Raw genomic sequence first — 16365 nt, 5'->3', positions numbered from 1 at the left:
TCCCGGTACTTGGCCACGGCGTTCTCGCCCTCCAACACCTGCACGACGACGGGGCCCGAGGTCATGAACTCCACGAGCTCGCCGAAGAACGGGCGCTCCTTGTGGATCTCGTAGAACGTCTCGGCCTGCGCCTTGCTCATCTGGATGCGGCGCTGTCCGACGATGCGCAGGCCCGCCTTCTCGATCACCGCGTTCACCGCGCCGGTCAGGTTCCGCTTCGTCGCGTCGGGCTTGAGGATGGAGAAGGTGCGCTCGGTGGCCATGGTCAGTCCAGGTTCTCGGGAAAAGTCCGCCCGGCAGCGCATCGGGAAAAAGCGCTGCGGCGCCGGGCTTATAGCGGGCGCCTTCCCTGCCCTCAACCCGAGGGACAACCAAGCGCGGCCATGGCTTTGCTGCAACACCGCCGAAAATTCGCCCGATTGCGGCAGCGTACTCCGTCGCACCCGACCTCCACCCGCCCCCGCGCCCCGCGCGCCAAGCTTCGGAGACGTTCCATGCGCATCGCCCTCTCGTCCACCCTTTCCGGCGCCCTCCTGCTCGCCGGCCTGGCCACCGCCTCGGCCGACACCGCCAAGGACCCGTCCGGCACCTGGCTCACGGGGGACGGGCGCGCCAAGATCCGCATCGACCGCTGCGGCGCCGGCCAGGCCCAGGTCTGCGGCAAGGTGGTGTGGCTCAAGGTGCCGAACACCGATGCGGGCACGCCGCGCACCGATCTCAAGAACCCGGACCCGAAGAAGCGCTCCCGGCCCGTCATCGGCCTCCAGCTCATCGACGGCCTCAAGCCGGACGAGGAGAAGTTCAGCGGGGAACTCTACAACATCGAGGAGGGCAAGATCTATCAGGTCAGCCTGGAGCGCGAGAGCGCGTCCGAACTGTCGGTCTCGGGCTGCGTGCTCAAGATCCTGTGCGGCTCGCAGACCTGGACCAAGGTGCCGGACGTGAACCAGCAGGCCGCTGTCGTCACGCCCGAGTCCGCCCCCCGCCCGGCCAAGCCCGCCGCCAGGGCGGCGACCGCCAAGGCGGAATAGGCCCGCCCATCGGAGAGGCCGCAAAAAATCAGATCGCGGCGAGGCCCCGCTTGACCGCCGGCCTCGCCAGCACCGTATCGAGCCAGCGGCGGACGTTGGGCAGGCCGGAGAGGTCGACGCCCTGCTTGCCGTGGAGCTTGGCCCAGGTCAGCGTCGCGATGTCGGCGATGGAATAGTCGCCCGCGAGGTGGTCCCGGCCGTCCAGGCGCCGGTCGAGCACGCCGTAGAGGCGCTTGGCCTCGGCCTCGAACCGGTCGATCGCGTAGGGGATCTTCTCCTGGGCGTAGATCTTGAAGTGATGGGTCTGCCCGAGCATCGGGCCGAAGCCGCCCACCTGCCAGAACAGCCACTCGTCCACGGCCACTCGCGCCCGCTCGTCGGCGGGGTAGAGGCAGCCGGTCTTGCGGCCGAGATATTGCAGGATCGCCCCCGATTCGAAGATCGCGATCGGCTCGCCGCCGGGGCCGTCGTGGTCCACGATGGCCGGGATCTTGTTGTTGGGCGAGATCGCCAGGAAATCCGGCGCCGTCTGCTCGCCCTTGCCGATGTTCACGGGCACCACCCGGTAGGGCAGCCCGCATTCCTCCAGCATGATCGGGATCTTCCAGCCGTTGGGCGTGCTCCAGGTGTGGACGTCGATGGGCTTGCCTGTCACGGCGGCCATGGCTTTCCCGGCTCCGAATCGCTCGACCTGTCGGCAGCGCGGACCGTGCCGCGGCGCCTGCTCTCTACCCGGCCTAGCTAGCCCGGTTCCCCCGCCGCCCTCAAGGCGTCGGTGCGAGAACGCTCACGTTTGCGAGATCGGATCGGACGGGGCTGTTGGAAGCGGGATTTCGCCCCTTGTGGTTCGGGTCGCGGGCCGGTGTGATGGCGGGCCGGCGCTCGTGCGCGGCGGCCTTGTCCGGAGTTGCCAGGATGCTCGCCCGTTTCCTCAAGGCCGCGGCCTTCGCCGCGCCGCTACTGCTCGTCCAGCCCGTCCTCGCCAAGGACCCGCCCCCGGCCAAGCCGCCGGCTGCCGCCCCCGCGGCGACGCCTCCGGCGCCCGCCGCCGAAGCGCCGGCCGCCAAGGGCGGCAAGGAGCCGAGCGCCGGGCAGATGGCGGCGCGCGAACGCCAGAAGAAGTGCGGCGCCGAGTGGCGCGGCCTCGCCGACGCGCAGAAGGTGTCCCGGGGGCCGAAATGGCCGCAGTTCTGGAGCAAGTGCAACAAGCGGCTCAAGGGCGGCGACAAAGCCTGAGCGCGGACCGAACCGCCCGGCCTCCGGATTGCTTGACGCAAAGCCTCATTGAGGCTTTGCCCCCGCGAATGCAGGGCGGCGGCCGTCCGCCGGGCCTCATAGGTCATGACCTATGAGACTGGTATAAGCTCTCCGGATGGCCGGATGCTCCCGTGGTGATCGATGAACGAGCGGCAGGCGCTTCAGCGCGTGGTGGCTTTGGGCGCCGTGATCCCGGTGGCGGCCGGGCTCTACGGGGTACTGTTCGGCGTGAACGGGCTGGCGGGCGGCGTCGAGAGCGTCTCGACCGACAGCCACTTCCGCTACCTCTCGGGGTTGCTCACCGGCATCGGCATCCTGTTCTGGGTCTGCGTGCCGGACATCGCCGGCAAGACCCGGCTGTTCCGCTTCCTCACTCTCGTCGTGGTCCTCGGCGGTCTGGCCCGGCTTCTCGGGCTCTATCTCACCGGCCTGCCCTCGCTCACCATGCTCGGCGCCTTGGCCGTCGAACTCGTGGCGACGCCCCTGCTCTGCCTCTGGCAGGGCCGGGTGGCATCCCGAGGTCGTGACCGGGCGGCGCCGATCGACCTCACCCGCGATGCGTGAGGCCGCGCGATGAGCGGGAGCGCCCCCGCGCCGGCCTCCCGCTTCGACCGCGCCCTCGACCGGATCGACGCCCTGGTGCCCAAGCCCGCCGCCTGGGCCTTCGGCCTGCGGATCTGGCTGGCGATGTCGATCGCCCTCTTCGTGGCGTTCTGGCTCCAGCTCGACAGCGCCTCATCGGCCGCGACCGGCGTTGCGATCCTGGCCCAGCCCAAGCGCGGGCAGGCGATCTCGAAGGGGGCCTATCGAATCCTCGGCACGATCGTCGGCGGCATCGTCTCGATCGTGCTCATGGGCCTGTTCGGGCAGGACCGGGTGCTGCTGCTGGTCTCGTTCACGGTCTGGCTCGGCCTGTGCGTGTTCGTGGCCCAGTACCTCCAGGACACCCGCGCCTACGGGGCGATGCTGTCGGGCTACACGGTCGGCATCATCGCGCTCGCCCATATCGACACGCCGCAGAACACCTTCGACGCCGCCGTGGGGCGGCTCGCGGCGATCGCGGTGGCCATCGTGGTCATCACCTTCATCAACGACGCCCTCGCCTCGCCGAGCACCTGGCGCACCCTGCGGCCGACCCTGGCCGAGGCGGTCTCCGCCACCAGGGCCTTCGCCCGGGACGCCCTGACGCGGGGCGATCCCGGACCGGAGCGGACCGCAGCCCTGATCCGCCGGATCGCGCCGATGCGGGCGGAGGCCAGCGCCATCGCGGGCGAACTGGACGACGGCCCCTACCGTGCCGCCAGCGCCCGCAGCGCCATCGCCGCCCTCTACGTGATGGCGGCGACCTGCCGCGTGGTCGCCAACGCCGCGGCGCATCTGAGCCGGCCGTCGCCTGCGATTGAGGAGGCGCTGGCGATCTGCCGTCGGGTCGCCTCGGACGGCCCGGCCGAGCCCGATGCCGGCGAACTCACGGCCGCCGCCGCGCGCCTGCGCGACCTCGTCGATGCGGCGATCCGCGACGGGGGGCGTCCCATCGACGAGGTCGCCGCCCTCCAGCGCGCCCTGGACTTCGTGGAGGCGGCGACCTTCGCCGAGGACGGCCTGCGCGCCCTCTCGGACGGCCACGTGCCGTTACGCGACGTACGCCTGCCGACGCATCGCGACTTTCCCGTGGCCCTGCGCGCGGCCCTGCGCGTCGCCATCGCCTTCGGGATCACCGCCGGCATCATGATCGCCGCCGGCCTGCCGCAGACCTCGTTCGCCCTGGTCCAGGTCGCGGCGACCTGCGCCCTCTCCTCGGTGACGCCCGACCCGAAGAAGTTCGCCCTCGGCGTGCTGATGGGGATGCCGCTGGCCGCGCTCTGCGCCGGGGTGATCCTGTTCGGGTTCCTCAACGGCAACCAGGGCTATCCGCTCTTGATGATCGCCCTGGCGCCGGTGGTGTTCCTGGCCTGCTTCCTGTCCCTCCACCCCAAGACCTTCACGGTCGGCTTCATCGCCCTGGTCTTCACCCCCGTGCTGATCGCGCCCGGCAACCCGCAGGATTACGACCCGCAGACCTTCCTGATGAACGCCTACCTGGTCGTCGCCTCGGCGATGATCCTGTTCCTGGCCGTGCGCCTCGTCCTGCCGGTCTCGGCCTCCCGGCACCGGACCTTCGCCCTCGATTCGGCCCGGCGCGCCCTGGCCGAGGCGATGCGCGGCGAAGGGGGCGACGCCACCACCCGGACCAGCCTGAACGCCGACCGCCTGTTCCAGTTCGCGGGCTACGGTTCGGGCAGCGGAGCCGTGCGGCGGATGGAGATGGTGCACGCCTTCGCCCTGGCGCAGCTCGAATCGGCCGCGGCGCGGGCGCACGCGCAGTTTCGTTCGCTCGGGCGGTCGGAGGCGTTGCACGCCGTCGTCGGGCGCGGGCGGGCGGCCCTGGCCACGGGCCATGCCTGGGGCCTGGAGGATGCCGCCCGCGACCTCGTCCGCGCGGCCTCGCGGGAGCCGCGCCCGACCCGGATGATCGCCGCCCGCGCGGCCACCGACCTCGTGACCGCGGCCCGCGTCGTCGCCCGGCACAGGCGCTTCCTGCGCCGCCTCGACATCGCTGCGTTTTGAGATGAGAGTTCAGGCCGGAGAACGATGCGACACGAGCTACAGATCGGCGGGGTTCTGGTCTCCCCCTTCGTCGCCTACGCGCTCGGCGCCTTCGCGATCCTCCTGCTCCTGCGCCTGCTCTTCGCGCGCATCCGCTTCTCCCGCTACGTCGCCAACCCGCCGCTCGCCGAGGCGGGCATCTACGTCTGCATCCTCGCGCTCCTGATCGTGTTCCTCTGATGGCCGACGAAGATCATCCTCAGGTGCCGGGCGAGGACAGGTCGGCGCCGGCCGATCCCGTCGAGCCGGCGCCCGTCCGGCGCGGGCGGGCGCGCCGCGTGTTCCGCCTGCTGGCGACGGGCGTCATCCTCGTGCTGGCCTTCGCGGCGGCCACGGTCGTCTGGCAATACTACGTTACCGCCCCCTGGACCCGCGACGGCCGGGTGCGGGTGCAGGTCGCCAACATCGCCCCCCAGGTCGCGGGGCAGATCGTGGAGATCCGGGTCGCCGACAACCAGTCGGTGAAGCGGGGCGACGTGCTCTACGTGATCGACCCGTTCGACTACGAGGTCGCCGTCACCTCCGCCGAGGCCGAGATCAAGAACCGCGAGGCCGACCTCCAGGTCAAGAACGCCCAGTCCGCCCGCCGGCAGGCGCTGACCACGGTCTCCACCTCCGTCGAGGAGAAGCAGCAATATGCCGGCACCGCCAAGATCGCCGAGGCGGCCCTCGACACGGCCAAGGCGCAGCTCGCCCAGGCCAAGGTCAACCTGAAGCGCACGCAAGTCCTCTCCACCGTCAACGGCCGGGTGACGAACCTGCTGATGCGCGTGGGCGACTACGCCGGCACCGGCACCGCCAACATCCGGGTCATCGACACCGAATCCTTCTGGATCGACGGCTATTTCGAGGAGACCAAGACGGCGGCCATCCGCGTCGGCGACCCGGCCGAGATCGCGCTGATGGGCTATTCCGACCACCTGCGCGGCACGGTGGAGAGCCTGACGCTGGGCATCTCCACCGCGAACGCCGCGCCGAGCACCCAGGGGCTGCCGAACGTCGATCCCGTCTACACCTGGGTGCGGCTGGCCCAGCGGGTGCCCGTGCGCATCCGCATCGACCACGTCCCGCCCGGCATCCCCCTGGTCGCCGGCATGACCGCCACGGTGGTGGTCGGCCAGGGCGGGGCCCCGGCGCCGGCCTGGTTCATGGACCTGCGCCGCCGGATCTCCGCTGAACCGTCCGCCACGCGCGAGGCCGAGGCCGGGCGCCCGTGAGCGACGGCTTGTCGCTTCCTCTCGATGTAAACGGAAAGAAGCCTGCGCCCGCGCGTTTCGTCCCCAACGGTGCCGAAAGGCGCCACGTTGGAGGAACGCCATGACGCCTATCCGCTCGTCCGGACTCCGCTATCCCATCCTGGCCGCTGCAATCCTGGGCTTGAGCGCCGGAGCCGTGCAGGCCGCGCCCGAAAAGGCCGCGGTCTTCGATTTCCAGTTCTCGAACCTCTCCCCCGTCCCGCCCGATGCGCAGGAGCAGGAGCGGCTCAAGCGCATCAGCGCCGAACTGCGCGACCTGCTCGAGAAGAAGGGCCTGTTCACCATCGTCTCGACGGAGCCGGTCAAGGACGAGGTCGCCAAGAGTTCGGACCTGCGCCGCTGCAACGGCTGCGCCGACGACTTCGCCCGCAAGCTCGGGGCCGATGCCGCCATCACGGCCGAGGTGCAGAAGGTCTCGAACCTGATCCTCAACCTCAACGTCTACGTGAAGCCCCTGAACGGCGGCCCGGAGAAGGCCTACAGCGTGGACCTGCGCGGCAATACCGACGAGTCCTTCGACCGGGGCATCCGCTACCTGGTCGAGAACAACATGGGCGGCGGCAAATAGATCGGGCACGATCGACTTGCGTATTCGGCAAACTTTTTCGTGCCGGCGTGAGCGGGGTTAAGTCGTTGAAACGCTTCGGTTCCGGCGCGGGGACGTATCGGATCGCCGAACGTAGACCGGCGTGGCCGTGTTTTTGGTATTGACGTTGCCGCTATACGGTCGCAGTCTCATCAAGTGCTTCGCGAATGCAGGCACATCCGGCCCCGGAGCGTGGAGCTTCGCATGACGAAGGCCGTTTCAAGCTGGAGGAGACAGGGATGACTCCACCGCAGCAGAAGGCCGCTTAGACGGCTCCGGGACCGGTTCGGCTCGAAGTCCAGCGGCACCACACGAACAACCGGACGAAAGCGGCTTTCAGGGGCGCAGAAGCGGCCGATTCGGTCCGTCTTCGAATACGCGAAATGCCCCGGCTCAAGCCGCCTGCGTTCCGGTTCCGCCCGGGATGAGGACCCTGTCTGGTTGCCGACCGGCTCTCCGAGGAGAGGCCCGGTGTTTTGCCACGTTGCCACGGCAACGCGGTCCATGGCCGCTTTGAACGCCGCGTCGGCCCGAGACGGAGCGTCTACGCTCGGGCCGAGACGCCTAATCGATCCCCAGCTTGGCCTTCAGCAGCGCGTTGACCGCGGCCGGGTTGGCCTTGCCGCCGGTGGCCTTCATGGTCTGGCCGACGAACCAGCCGAGGAGCGTCGGCTTCTCCTTCGCCTGGGCGACCTTGTCGGGGTTGGCGGCGATGATCTTGTCGACCTCCGCCTCGATCGCCCCGGTGTCGGTGACCTGCTTCATGCCGCGGGCCTCGACGACCGCGCGCGGGTCGCCGCCCTCCGACCAGACGATCTCGAACAGGTCCTTGGCGATCTTGCCGGAGATCACGCCCTCGCCGATCAGGTCGACGATGCCGCCGAGCTGCGCGGCCGAGACCGGCGTCGCCTCGATGCCGAGCGACTCCTTGTTCAGGCGCCCGAACAGCTCGTTGATGACCCAGTTGGCAGCCGCCTTCCCGTCGCGGCCGCGCGCCACGGCCTCGTAGTAGTCGGCAGACGCCCGCTCGGCCACGAGCACGCCCGCGTCGTAGGCCGAGAGTCCGTAATCGGAGACGAAGCGCGCCTTCTTGGCGTCCGGCAGTTCCGGGAGCCCTACGGCGAGCCCGTCCACGAAGGCCTGGTCGAATTCCAGCGGCAGCAGGTCCGGGTCGGGGAAGTAGCGGTAATCGTGCGCCTCCTCCTTGGAGCGCATCGAGCGCGTCTCGCCCTTGCCCGGATCGAACAGGCGGGTCTCCTGGCTGATCGTGCCGCCGTCCTCGATGATCGCGATCTGGCGCCTGGCCTCGGTCTCGATCGCCTGCCCGATGAAGCGGATGGAGTTGACGTTCTTGATCTCGCAGCGGGTGCCGAGCGGGTCGCCGGGCTTGCGCACCGAGACGTTCACGTCGGCGCGCAAGCTCCCCTTCTCCATGTCGCCGTCGCAGGTGCCGAGGTAGCGCAGGATGGTGCGCAGCTTGGTCACGTAGGCCCGCGCCTCCTCCGAGGAGCGCAGGTCCGGCCGGGAGACGATCTCCATCAGCGCGACGCCGGAGCGGTTGAGGTCCACGAAGCTCTGGGTCGGGTTCTGGTCGTGGAGCGACTTGCCCGCGTCCTGCTCCAGGTGCAGGCGCTCGATGCCGACCGTGATGGTCTCGCCCTCGGGCAGGTCGACCAGCACCTCGCCCTCGCCGACGATCGGGTCCTTGTACTGCGAGATCTGGTAGCCCTGCGGCAGGTCCGGGTAGAAGTAGTTCTTGCGGTCGAAGACCGAGCGCAGGTTTATCTTTGCCTTGAGCCCCAGCCCGGTGCGCACGGCCTGGGCGACGCATTCGGCGTTGATCACCGGCAGCATGCCGGGCATGGCCGCGTCCACCAGGGAGACGTGGTCGTTGGGCTCGGCCCCGAACTCGGTGGAGGCGGCGGAGAACAGCTTCGAGCGGCTGGTGACCTGGGCATGGATCTCCATGCCGATCACCACCTCCCAATCGTGCAATCCGCCCTTGATCAGCTTCTTCGGGTTCACGGGGGCCGTCATGGCTCGTTCTCTCGTGCGCCGCGCGGGCGGCCTCGTCAGGCTGCTGTGTAGGAACCGGCCGCCGGGCCGGTCAAGCCACGCCGGGCCGGCTCGCGGCCAGGGTCACGGCGGGCCCGTTGGGAAAGTCCGGCCAGTCGGCGATGATCGTGGTCCGGCTCAGGCCGAACCGGGCCAGGATGGCGAGGATCGCCGGCAGGTCGAGCCAGTGGGTGCGGGGCCGGTTGCCGCCCCAGAACGTCCCCTGCCCGATCCCGACATAGGTGAACTCGTAGAGGGTCAGATCCAGACCGTGGCCCCGGTAGGGGCGCGGCTTGAGGTGCTTCAGGCGGGGCTGGTCGCGCACGTAATGCGTCCAGATGAAGAGCCGGTCGCTGCGCCCGGCCGCGAGCCGGATCAGCTCCACCGGGTCGAGCATGTGGTAGAGGATGCCGCAGCAGAAGATCAGGTCGTAGCGCGGGCCGGGCTCCGCGAGATGGGCCGCCACGTCCCCGAGCAGGAAGGTCGAGCGGTTCAGCCCGAGCATGTTCTTGACGATCAGGGACTTCACGAAGGCGTCGGTGTTCGATTCGATCCCGAGCACGCTGCGGGCGCCGAGCCGTTCGAGCTGGTAGCTGTGGGCGGCCTCCAGGGGCCCGAGTTCGAGGATGTCGTAGCCTTCGAAGCGTCCGTCCCGGCCGAGATGCTCGGCGGCCTGGCGCGGGCGCGGATCGGTGGAAAAGCCCGGCACCCCCTGCCGCGGAAAACTCGGATCGACCTCGCCGAGGTCCGAGGCCCAGCGGCCGTCGAACAGGTCATAGGCGTTGCGGTGGCTCGGCACCCCGGTGACGAACTGCTTCCTGGTCGTCGCCATCGGCCCGTGCTGCCCTCCTGCGGCATGTCGGGAAACGGGTGATGCGTGGGCGGAGCGCCGGACGGCGACGCCGTCGTCCGGTGGAGAGTGACCGCCCCGTCGCGATCGATCAAGCCAAGGCCCCGGCGCGCAGGACGGCGCCGGCGTCCGGCAGGTCGCGCAGCGACCGGCACATGCCCATAACCTCCCGGGTGCGGGCGTCGGGCAGGATACCCTCGGCGAGGTCCGAGAACTTGCGCTCCAGCTGCGCGTCGGTCATCGGCGTCTCGACGCTGCCGATGGCGTGCTCGATGAAGCGGTGCACTGTCCGGCCGTCGTCCAGGGTCACGGTCATGTCCACCTGGGCCGCGGCGATGCCCGGCGTGACCACCGGCACGATCTTCTGGCGGAGCGCCACCACGGCCGGGTCGGCCACCGCCCGGTCGCTGAACTGCTTCTCCCCGCCCGCGCCCTCGACGAAGGCCACGGCGGCGGCGTGGTAGATGCTGAACTTGCCCTCCAGGCCCGATTTCGGCGCCGTCTTGCCGGTCAGCTCCAGCACCAGGGGATGGACCTTGAGATCGACCCGCGCGATCCGGTCGGGGCTGATCCGCTCCTGGTCGCGGATCTGGATCGCGGCGTCGATGGTCGGGTGCATGACGATGCCGCAGGCGAAGGGCTTGTAGGTGTTGAGCAGGGTCTCGTAGCGGGTGCCCAGCCCCTCGGTGATCTCCCGGTAATCCTGCTTGGTGGAGACGGTGTTGGCCCAGCCGCGCTTGGCCTCGATCATCCCGTCCGAGCTGGTGTAGCCCTTGGCCGCCAGGATCGCGGCGAACAGGCCGTTCGAGGCGGCCCGGCCCGGATTGAAGCTCTTGTTCATGGAGCCGAAGGATTCGCGCAGACCCACCGGCTGCGAGGCCGCGAGCCCCAGCGCATAGACCATCTGCTGCTCGGTGAGCCCCATCAGCCGGCCCGCCGCGGCGGCAGCCCCGAAGACCCCGGCGGTGCCGGTGATGTGCCAGCCCACGTCGTAGTGGTTCGGATAGACCGCGTTGCCGATCCGGCATTCGGCCTCGATCCCGAGGACCAGGGCGTTGAGGAACTCGGCGCCCGAGACCGGCTTCATCGCGGCGTAAGCCAGGATCGCCGAGGCTACGGGGCCGGCCGGGTGGATCACCGTCTTCAGGTGGGTGTCGTCGTAGTCGAAGATGTGGCTCGACACGCCGTTGAGGAAGGCGGCGTTCATGATGTCGAAGCGCTCCGGCCGCCCGAACAGCCCGGCCTGGGGCGGCCCCGAGAAGGGCTGGAGCGCCGCGACGGCCACGTCCAGGGTCTCATGATGGGAGCCGCCGACGGCGACGCCGACCCAGTTGAGGAAGGTGCGGGTCGCCTCCTTGCGCACCGCCTCGGGCAGGTCCTCGTAGCGGGCGGAGACGACGTAGCGGGCGAGCGTCCGGGTCACGTCCTTCGGCGCCGGCGAAGGCGGGGGCGCCTCCGCGGTCTTCGCGACGGCCGACGCCCCCGGCGCCCCGGCCAGGGCGAGCCCGGCGGCACCGAGCAGCACGCGGCGGTTCAGGCTCGACATGGCGTTTCCTTCGGCGACTTTTCGTTCTGGCGCGGGCGATGCGCTCCCGTGGCGGGAAGTAGGGCGCCCGGGCAGGCCGGCGCGGGGCGGCTCGTTTCAATCGCCGGCGGCTGAAAGACCGGCCGCCGCTGGTTCGGGACCGGGCGCGCGCATTGCTTGCCTCCGATCCGGCCGGCTACGATCCCGGCCGCGCCCGAGGTGGCGCTCTTGGCGCTCTTGGCGCTCCTGGCGATGCGGTGCTTTCATCGATGAGACGCATACCGACGATCATCCTGGCATGCGGCCTGGTCTTGGCACTGTCGATGCCGTCGCGCGCAGGCGGCCGCATCAATGGGCCGTTCGTCGGCAAGCACCAGGACTACCAGCGGGCGGTCGCCACGGTCATCCTGAACCGGATGCTGAACACCCGCTACAGGTCCGAGAGCGGCGGCGTCGCCCTCCTCGCCCTCCGCCTGGACCGGTCGGGGACCGTCACGAAGACGACGTTGGCGCGGAGCTCCGGCTCGCCCGACATCGATTCCCTGGCCCGCGCGACCGTCCCGGTCGGCTTCGCGTTCCCGCCCTTCCCGGAGGGCATGGAGGCCAGGGAGATCGACATCACGGTTCCTCTGCGCTTCGGGGCGCGGCCCTGAATCGGCATCACGTCACGCGCCGAACGCGCTTCGCTTTGCGGAGGCTCCACCCGTCCGGGGAAACGCGCGCGTCGGGAATCGAAGGGATGACGGGCGCCGTCGATGGCGCCGCCTAGAGCGCACTTCGACGAAGTGGATACCGGTTCGTCGTGAAAGTGCGTGTCAAAACAAAGACCTGGAGCCGTGGCCCGACCCAACTTGGTCGGGCACGGCTCTAGCGGATCAGCGAGACCGCGCCGCTGCCATGGCGTTCGATCCGGCCGTCGAGTTCGAGCAGGGCGGTCTGGACCACGCGCACCGACAGGCCCGTGGCGCGGGCGAGTTCGTCCGTGCCGATCGGGCTGGGGCTGAGCATCGCCACGAGGCGACCGCGCTCGTCGGCGGGCTCGACCGGGTCCTCGGTCTCCAGCGACGGCGCCGGCCGGGGGATGGTGATGCCGTCGATGTCGATCTCGTCCCAGAACAGCGGCTGGTCGGCCAGTTCCGGGCGGTCCGCGGCGGGCGCCCCCCCGCCCTCGATCAGGGGCGCGATCACGCCCAGGACGTGGTCCACCTCCGCCACCAGGGTCGCCCCCTGGCGGATCAGGTCGTTGGTGCCCTCCGCCCGCGGGTCCAGCGGCGAGCCCGGCACGGCAAAGACCTCGCGGCCCTGTTCCAGGGCGAAGCGCGCGGTGATGAGCGAGCCGGAGCGGCGGGCGGCCTCGACCACAACCGTGCCGTAGGCCAGCCCCGAGATGATGCGGTTGCGCCGGGGGAAGTCCCGTCCGCGCGGCTCCCAGCCCATCGGCATCTCCGCCACCACGGCGCCGCCGGCTTCCAGGATCGCCTCGACCAGGGCGGCGTGGTTGGCGGGATAGATCCGGTCGTGGCCGCCGGCCAGGACCGCAACGGTGCCCGTGGGCATGGACGCCTTGTGGGCGCGGGCGTCGATGCCGCGGGCGAGCCCCGAGACGACGACGAGGCCGGCCTCGCCCAGGCCCCGCGCCAGCCGCTCGGTGAAGGCGAGCCCCGCGGCCGAGGCGTTGCGCGAGCCGACGATGGCCACCGCCGGCTGCGCCAGGGCGGAGGCGGCACCGCGCACGGCGACCAGTGGGGGCGCGGAATCGGCGGCCTGGAGGAGGGCCGGATACGCGGCCTCGCCGGTGGCGACGAGGCGGGCGCCGAGTCGCGCGGCCCCCGCGATCTCGGCCTCCGCCGCGGCCCGTGTCGGCGGGACGACCGCCTTGCCCTTGCGCCGGGTCAGTTCCGGCAGGGCGTCGAGGGCGGCGGCGGCGCCCCCGAAGCGGTTGATCAGGGTGCGGAAGGTGCGCGGGCCGACGCCCTCCGTGCGGATCAGCCGGAGCCAGTCGACCCGCTGGGCGTCGCTGAGTTGCATCGCGTCCCCCGACCTCCACGGGTCATATCGGCATGTGATGAGCCTGACTCATCATATGTCGCCCGCGCGACTGCGCGGCCGCGGGCATCCGCCGGACGCGCCGAACCCGACCATCGGTCGGGTTCGGCGCGCACAAGTATTCTTCAGCCCTTCTGCCCGATTCGACCCTCGCTGCCGTCGAGCAGCCGCCGGATGTTGGGCGCGTGCTTCAACCATAGCAGCAGGCCGAGCGCGAGGAACAGCAGCGCCTCGGCGGGCCGGTGCAGCGCCCACAGGACGAGGGGCGTGGCGGCGGAGGCCGCGAGCGCGGCCAGCGACGAGTATTTCAGGGTGAAGGCGAGGCCGAGCCAGATCGCGGCGAAGGCCGCCACAGCCAGCGGGCTCAGGGCCAGCAGCACGCCGATGAAGGTCGCGACCCCCTTGCCGCCCTTGAAGCCGAGCCAGACCGGGAAGAGGTGGCCGAGGAAGGCGCCGAGCCCGGCCGCCAGCGCCGGACCCTCGCCGAACTGCCTGGCGAGGAGCACCGCGGCGGTGCCCTTCAGGGCGTCGCCGAGCAGGGTCGCGGCGGCCAGCCCCTTGCGGCCGGTGCGCAGCACGTTGGTCGCGCCGATGTTGCCCGAGCCGATCGCGCGCACGTCGCCGAGCCCGGCGAACTTCGTCAGGATCAGGCCGAACGGGATCGAGCCGAGCCCGTAGCCGAGGAGCAGGCAGCCGGCGGCGTAAGGCGTGGCGAGGTCGGCGGCCTCCATCACGCGGCCGCCGCGAAGTCGGGGCCGCGGTGGACGATGCGTCCGCCGACCATCGTCAGCACGGCCGCCCCCTGGAGGCGGCCCTCGTCGAAGGGCGAGTTCTTGGAGCGGGATTTCAGGTCGCGCTTGTCGAGGACGTAGGGAACGTCCGGGTCGATCAGCACGAGGTCGGCGGGCGCGCCCACCGCGAGCCGGCCGGCCGCGCGGCCGAGGATGCCGGCCGGGTTGGCGGTCAGCGCCGCCAGCAGCCGCATCAGGGAAACGTCCCCGGTGTGGACGAGGCGCAAGCTCGCGCCCAGCAGGGTCTCGATGCCCAGCGCCCCGTCCGCGGCCTCGGCGAAGGGCAGGCGCTTGGTCTCCACGTCCTGCGGGTTGTGGTCGGAGACCACCACGTCGATCACGCCCGCGTTCAGGCCCGCCACCACCGCATGCCGGTCGGCCTCGCTGCGGAGCGGCGGCGAGAGCCGGCAGAAGGTGCGGTAATGCCCGATGTCGCCCTCGTTCAGGACGAGGTTGTTGACCGAGACGCCGCAGGTGACGGGCAGGCCGGCGTCCTTGGCCCGGCGCACGATCTCGACGGAATCGGCGCACGAGATCATCGCCGCGTGGTAGCGGGCGCCGGTCAGCCGCACGAGGCGGATGTCGCGCTCCAGCATCACGGTCTCGGCCTCGCGGGGAATGCCGGCCAGCCCCAGGCGGGAGGCGAGTTCGCCCTCGTTCATCACGCCCTCGCCGACGAGGTCCGGCTCCTCGACGTGCTGCATCACCAGGGCGCCGAAATCCCGCGCGTAGGTCAGCGCCCGGCGCATCACCTGCGCGTTGGTGACGGCGCGCAGGCCGTCCGTGAAGGCCACCGCGCCGGCCTCCTGGAGCAGGCCGAACTCGGTCATCTCCCGGCCGGCGAGCCCCTTGGTGATCGCGGCCGCGGGCAGCACGCCGACGCAGGCCGTGTCGCGGGCCCGGCGCAGTACGAAGTCCACGATCGCCGGTCCGTCGATGACGGGGTTGGTGTCGGGCATGCAGACCAGGGTGGTGACGCCGCCGGCCGCCGCCGCGGCGCTGGCCGAGGCCAGGGTCTCCCGGTGCTCGGCGCCGGGCTCGCCCACGAAGGCGCGCATGTCGATAAGGCCGGGGGCGAGGACATGGCCGCCGCAATCGATCGTTCGGCAGTCCTCCGGCGCGCCGGGCCGCGGGCCCCAGGCCACGTCACCGATGCGCCCGTCGCGGATCAGGATCGAGCCGGGGCCCTCGCGGCCGGAGGCCGGATCGCAGAGATGGGCGTTGGTGAGGAGGACATGGGCGCTCATCGCAGTTCCCTCGCCCGCGAGGAGGCCGGTCTGGCGCGCTCGGATTTCGGCGGCATCGTCACCCTGCCATCGCCTCGAACTCCGGAATCTGCACGACGATCACGGCATGGCCGGCGGAGAGCGCTTCGCGAACCTCCGCATCCTGCTTCAGGTCCTCGATCGAGCGCGCCCTCGGCAGGGCTTCGTTCTCGGTCTGGGCGTCCTCGATCCAGAGGCGCAGCACGTCCGGGGCGCGGTCCAAGGCGATATCCGCCGTTTCTCCCGCCGTGGCGCAGCCGGGCAGATCGGGAAACCAGATGCCCCAGAGGGAGCCGGGGTCCCTCTCGAGGATGCCGAGATACCGGATCATCGCGTCACCTTCCCTGCTCCAGCCAGCCCGCCTGACCTGCGATGCTCCGCGCCGTGCCGAGCGGAAGGTTGCCGCGCCCGTGAGGGACGGGAATCCGGCCCGGCTTGGTAGGATGCTTGTAGACGTCGTGGTCACCGGTCGCCACTCGGACGGTCCAGCCTTCGCGCTCCAGACGCTTCCCGATCGCCCGCAGGTCGAGCTCGGAGGTGCGGGGAGGCATCGTACCGATCCTGTCGCCCTACGCATTCGGCAGATGCATCGCCAGGGCCTCCAGCACGGCCATGCGCACGGCCACGCCCATCTCCACCTGCTCACGGATCAGCGACTGCGCCCCGTCCGCGATCTCGGAGGAGATCTCGACGCCGCGGTTCATCGGGCCGGGATGCATGACCAGGGCGCCGGGTGCGGCCAGCGCCAGCTTGTCTGCGTCGAGGCCGTAATAGCGGAAGTACTCCTTCACCGAGGGCACGAAGGAGCCGTTCATGCGCTCGCGCTGGAGGCGCAGCATCATCACGATGTCGCAGCCCGAAAGCCCCTTGCGCATGTCGGTGAAGACCTCGACGCCGAAGCGCTCGATCCCGGCGGGCAGCAGCGTCGAGGGGCCGATCACCCGGACGCGGGCGCCGAGGGCCTGGAGCAGGATGATGTTCGAGCGGGCGACGCGGGAATGCAGCACGTCCCCGCAGATCGCGATCCGCAGGCCCTCGATCCGCCCGGTGTTGCGGC

The 16365-nt window shown here is 70.7% G+C and carries 19 protein-coding genes; 8 read left to right on the top strand and 11 right to left on the bottom strand.

What is annotated here, in order from left to right:
• Positions 1–263: nucleoside-diphosphate kinase (locus COGEMETH_RS20420; RefSeq protein ID WP_283215034.1), on the bottom strand; the 263-nt coding region annotated here is incomplete at its 3' end.
• A 231-nt stretch (positions 264–494) separates the two neighbouring features.
• Between COGEMETH_RS20420 and COGEMETH_RS20415 the strand changes: the two genes are divergently transcribed.
• Entirely contained in the window at positions 495–1031 is a 537-nt protein-coding gene (locus tag COGEMETH_RS20415; protein ID WP_238184437.1) for a DUF2147 domain-containing protein, read from the top strand.
• A 28-nt stretch (positions 1032–1059) separates the two neighbouring features.
• Here COGEMETH_RS20415 and COGEMETH_RS20410 read toward each other — a convergent pair whose 3' ends face one another.
• Positions 1060–1695, bottom strand: coding sequence for a glutathione S-transferase N-terminal domain-containing protein (locus tag COGEMETH_RS20410; protein WP_238184436.1), 636 nt, complete (start codon positions 1693–1695; stop codon positions 1060–1062).
• Positions 1696–1946: 251 nt separating this feature from the next.
• Here COGEMETH_RS20410 and COGEMETH_RS20405 point away from each other — a divergent pair, with 251 nt between their 5' ends.
• The 6 genes from COGEMETH_RS20405 to COGEMETH_RS20380 all read left to right on the top strand — a co-directional run bounded on the left by COGEMETH_RS20405 (position 1947) and on the right by COGEMETH_RS20380 (position 6758).
• Positions 1947–2267 (top strand): hypothetical protein, encoded by a 321-nt coding sequence (locus COGEMETH_RS20405; RefSeq protein ID WP_238184435.1) that lies wholly within the window; start codon positions 1947–1949, stop codon positions 2265–2267.
• Positions 2268–2429: 162 nt separating this feature from the next.
• Entirely contained in the window at positions 2430–2852 is a 423-nt protein-coding gene (locus tag COGEMETH_RS20400; RefSeq protein ID WP_238184434.1) for a DUF4345 domain-containing protein, read from the top strand.
• A gap of 9 nt (positions 2853–2861) precedes the next feature.
• Complete coding sequence (locus tag COGEMETH_RS20395; RefSeq protein ID WP_238184433.1) at positions 2862–4895, top strand: FUSC family protein; 2034 nt, start codon at positions 2862–2864, stop codon at positions 4893–4895.
• Positions 4896–4919: 24 nt separating this feature from the next.
• The gene (locus COGEMETH_RS20390) at positions 4920–5114 is read left to right on the top strand and encodes a DUF1656 domain-containing protein (protein WP_238184432.1); all 195 of its coding nucleotides are present in this window, start codon (positions 4920–4922) and stop codon (positions 5112–5114) included.
• Complete coding sequence (locus COGEMETH_RS20385) at positions 5114–6151, top strand: efflux RND transporter periplasmic adaptor subunit (RefSeq protein ID WP_238184431.1); 1038 nt, start codon at positions 5114–5116, stop codon at positions 6149–6151. The genes COGEMETH_RS20390 and COGEMETH_RS20385 overlap by 1 nt, the downstream gene beginning before the upstream one ends.
• A gap of 100 nt (positions 6152–6251) precedes the next feature.
• Positions 6252–6758: a DUF3280 domain-containing protein gene (locus COGEMETH_RS20380; protein ID WP_238184430.1), complete on the top strand. Its 507-nt coding sequence runs from the start codon at positions 6252–6254 to the stop codon at positions 6756–6758.
• A 582-nt stretch (positions 6759–7340) separates the two neighbouring features.
• On the opposite strand, the gene gatB is transcribed toward COGEMETH_RS20380, so the two are convergent.
• From gatB to COGEMETH_RS20365, 3 genes are all read right to left on the bottom strand, one after another.
• Positions 7341–8813 carry an Asp-tRNA(Asn)/Glu-tRNA(Gln) amidotransferase subunit GatB gene (gatB, locus tag COGEMETH_RS20375; RefSeq protein ID WP_238184429.1) on the bottom strand — a complete coding sequence of 491 codons (1473 nt, stop codon included), beginning with the start codon at positions 8811–8813 and terminating at the stop codon, positions 7341–7343.
• A 70-nt stretch (positions 8814–8883) separates the two neighbouring features.
• A complete protein-coding gene (locus COGEMETH_RS20370; protein ID WP_238184428.1) occupies positions 8884–9663 on the bottom strand; it encodes a class I SAM-dependent methyltransferase in 780 nt (259 codons plus the stop codon).
• A gap of 109 nt (positions 9664–9772) precedes the next feature.
• The gene (locus COGEMETH_RS20365) at positions 9773–11227 is read right to left on the bottom strand and encodes an MmgE/PrpD family protein (RefSeq protein WP_238184427.1); all 1455 of its coding nucleotides are present in this window, start codon (positions 11225–11227) and stop codon (positions 9773–9775) included.
• Between the two features lie 248 nt (positions 11228–11475).
• On the opposite strand from COGEMETH_RS20365, the gene COGEMETH_RS20360 reads away from it, so the two are divergent.
• On the top strand, positions 11476–11859 hold the full coding sequence (locus tag COGEMETH_RS20360) for a TonB family protein (protein ID WP_238184426.1): 384 nt from the start codon (positions 11476–11478) through the stop codon (positions 11857–11859).
• A 214-nt stretch (positions 11860–12073) separates the two neighbouring features.
• Here the strand turns inward: COGEMETH_RS20360 and dprA are convergent, their stop codons facing one another.
• The 6 genes from dprA to COGEMETH_RS20330 all read right to left on the bottom strand — a co-directional run.
• Positions 12074–13234, bottom strand: coding sequence for a DNA-processing protein DprA (gene dprA, locus COGEMETH_RS20355; RefSeq protein WP_238184425.1), 1161 nt, complete (start codon positions 13232–13234; stop codon positions 12074–12076).
• A 143-nt stretch (positions 13235–13377) separates the two neighbouring features.
• A complete protein-coding gene (plsY, locus tag COGEMETH_RS20350; RefSeq protein ID WP_238184438.1) occupies positions 13378–13983 on the bottom strand; it encodes a glycerol-3-phosphate 1-O-acyltransferase PlsY in 606 nt (201 codons plus the stop codon).
• A complete protein-coding gene (locus tag COGEMETH_RS20345) occupies positions 13983–15290 on the bottom strand; it encodes a dihydroorotase (protein WP_238184424.1) in 1308 nt (435 codons plus the stop codon). The genes plsY and COGEMETH_RS20345 overlap by 1 nt, the downstream gene beginning before the upstream one ends.
• Positions 15291–15348: 58 nt before the next feature.
• On the bottom strand, positions 15349–15639 hold the full coding sequence (locus tag COGEMETH_RS20340; RefSeq protein ID WP_238184423.1) for a type II toxin-antitoxin system HicB family antitoxin: 291 nt from the start codon (positions 15637–15639) through the stop codon (positions 15349–15351).
• A 4-nt stretch (positions 15640–15643) separates the two neighbouring features.
• A complete protein-coding gene (locus tag COGEMETH_RS20335; RefSeq protein WP_238184422.1) occupies positions 15644–15859 on the bottom strand; it encodes a type II toxin-antitoxin system HicA family toxin in 216 nt (71 codons plus the stop codon).
• A gap of 18 nt (positions 15860–15877) precedes the next feature.
• Positions 15878–16365 (bottom strand): aspartate carbamoyltransferase (locus tag COGEMETH_RS20330; protein ID WP_507763001.1); only part of this gene is annotated, 488 nt, incomplete at its 5' end.

This window comes from Methylobacterium trifolii (genome assembly GCF_022179685.1).
Taxonomy (GTDB): domain Bacteria; phylum Pseudomonadota; class Alphaproteobacteria; order Rhizobiales; family Beijerinckiaceae; genus Methylobacterium; species Methylobacterium trifolii.
Note: the sequence above shows the minus strand (reverse complement) of the source record. Positions and strands in the feature narration are given on the sequence as shown.

Bases quoted from the DNA above. Each gene is read 5' to 3' on its own strand.
- COGEMETH_RS20415 (WP_238184437.1), top strand. From the start codon at position 495: ATGCGCATCGCCCTCTCGTCCACCCTTTCCGGCGCCCTCCTGCTCGCC.
- COGEMETH_RS20410 (WP_238184436.1), bottom strand. From the start codon at position 1,695: ATGGCCGCCGTGACAGGCAAGCCCATCGACGTCCACACCTGGAGCACG.
- COGEMETH_RS20405 (WP_238184435.1), top strand. From the start codon at position 1,947: ATGCTCGCCCGTTTCCTCAAGGCCGCGGCCTTCGCCGCGCCGCTACTG.
- COGEMETH_RS20400 (WP_238184434.1), top strand. From the start codon at position 2,430: ATGAACGAGCGGCAGGCGCTTCAGCGCGTGGTGGCTTTGGGCGCCGTG.
- COGEMETH_RS20395 (WP_238184433.1), top strand. From the start codon at position 2,862: ATGAGCGGGAGCGCCCCCGCGCCGGCCTCCCGCTTCGACCGCGCCCTC.
- COGEMETH_RS20390 (WP_238184432.1), top strand. From the start codon at position 4,920: ATGCGACACGAGCTACAGATCGGCGGGGTTCTGGTCTCCCCCTTCGTC.
- COGEMETH_RS20385 (WP_238184431.1), top strand. From the start codon at position 5,114: ATGGCCGACGAAGATCATCCTCAGGTGCCGGGCGAGGACAGGTCGGCG.
- COGEMETH_RS20380 (WP_238184430.1), top strand. From the start codon at position 6,252: ATGACGCCTATCCGCTCGTCCGGACTCCGCTATCCCATCCTGGCCGCT.
- gatB (WP_238184429.1), bottom strand. From the start codon at position 8,813: ATGACGGCCCCCGTGAACCCGAAGAAGCTGATCAAGGGCGGATTGCAC.
- COGEMETH_RS20370 (WP_238184428.1), bottom strand. From the start codon at position 9,663: ATGGCGACGACCAGGAAGCAGTTCGTCACCGGGGTGCCGAGCCACCGC.
- COGEMETH_RS20365 (WP_238184427.1), bottom strand. From the start codon at position 11,227: ATGTCGAGCCTGAACCGCCGCGTGCTGCTCGGTGCCGCCGGGCTCGCC.
- COGEMETH_RS20360 (WP_238184426.1), top strand. From the start codon at position 11,476: ATGAGACGCATACCGACGATCATCCTGGCATGCGGCCTGGTCTTGGCA.
- dprA (WP_238184425.1), bottom strand. From the start codon at position 13,234: ATGCAACTCAGCGACGCCCAGCGGGTCGACTGGCTCCGGCTGATCCGC.
- plsY (WP_238184438.1), bottom strand. From the start codon at position 13,983: ATGGAGGCCGCCGACCTCGCCACGCCTTACGCCGCCGGCTGCCTGCTC.
- COGEMETH_RS20345 (WP_238184424.1), bottom strand. From the start codon at position 15,290: ATGAGCGCCCATGTCCTCCTCACCAACGCCCATCTCTGCGATCCGGCC.
- COGEMETH_RS20340 (WP_238184423.1), bottom strand. From the start codon at position 15,639: ATGATCCGGTATCTCGGCATCCTCGAGAGGGACCCCGGCTCCCTCTGG.
- COGEMETH_RS20335 (WP_238184422.1), bottom strand. From the start codon at position 15,859: ATGCCTCCCCGCACCTCCGAGCTCGACCTGCGGGCGATCGGGAAGCGT.